The sequence below is a fragment of the Candidatus Symbiopectobacterium sp. NZEC135 genome, assembly GCF_025962695.1.
Genome location: NZ_JAGFPF010000843.1, coordinates 1 through 895, shown reverse-complemented (window position 1 = coordinate 895; position 895 = coordinate 1). Strand labels below are relative to the sequence as shown.

The following is an 895-nucleotide window of genomic DNA, read 5'->3' as shown; positions in this document are numbered from 1 at the left end:
CCGCCATCTGGGTAGCATATTTGGCAGCAGCATCCTGTAGCTTGTTTAAACGTTCCTGTGCCGCGATCTGGTCACCAAGAATGGCTTTCTGCTCAGCCAATGCAATGATTTGGTCCTTGTTCGTTAATAAGGATTGTTCCTGCTTTGTCAGTTTGCGGCTCTGCGCAGCCTCTTCAAGAACGGAAAACTTAGATTCGGTTTGCCAGAGTTCCTTTCGTTGCTGGCTTATGGTGTCATTGATGCCAGTATGCTGCTGCAATACACGCAGTTGGGTTTGTAACGCAAGCAGTTCAGCCTGAGCGTTCTCTTCCGCTCGATCCCCAGTAGGCGTTTTCTCTTCACGCTGTTTAGGATCTTTGTATTTTTCATTAACTGCCGAAATTAATTTATTGTATTTTTCTTGGGTGATATAACCAGCGTCTAGCTGACGCTTGTAATCCTTCTCAAGATCGTTACGCATTTCAGCATGCGTTCGGGCCGATTTCAAAAATTCATCGGCCTTTTGGTTTGCGTCTACCTGGTCTTTATTAAACTGGCGAGTTTTAGCATTAACGTCATTGACAAATCCCAGCAAGCCAGCAGCATTAGATTCAATGTTTTTCCAATTTTCCGCCATAGTGCGCGAAGGGTTTGGATCTACCGTACTATTCCCCATTTGCTCGTTTATTCTGTCAAAGACAGGGCCAGCGCTCATCTTAACTTCTGGAAGTCTGGCTGTAGTCGCATTCTGAGCAACCTTGTCATACCAGAATTGAGTCGTTTTCAGTTTTTCTATCAGGTTATCCCAGAATCCTGATATTTCCTCCATTGTTCCTTTGGTTTCATCACCGAATTGTTGCTGGCTATTCTTTAATGAATCAAGAATGAGTTTTGTAGCACCGGTTTTATCCCCCAG

At 44.5% G+C, this 895-nt stretch carries 1 pseudogene; it reads right to left on the bottom strand.

Going from position 1 to position 895, the window contains the following annotated elements:
- Nucleotides 1-895: pseudogene (locus J5224_RS30890) on the bottom strand (hypothetical protein); the annotation flags it as partial.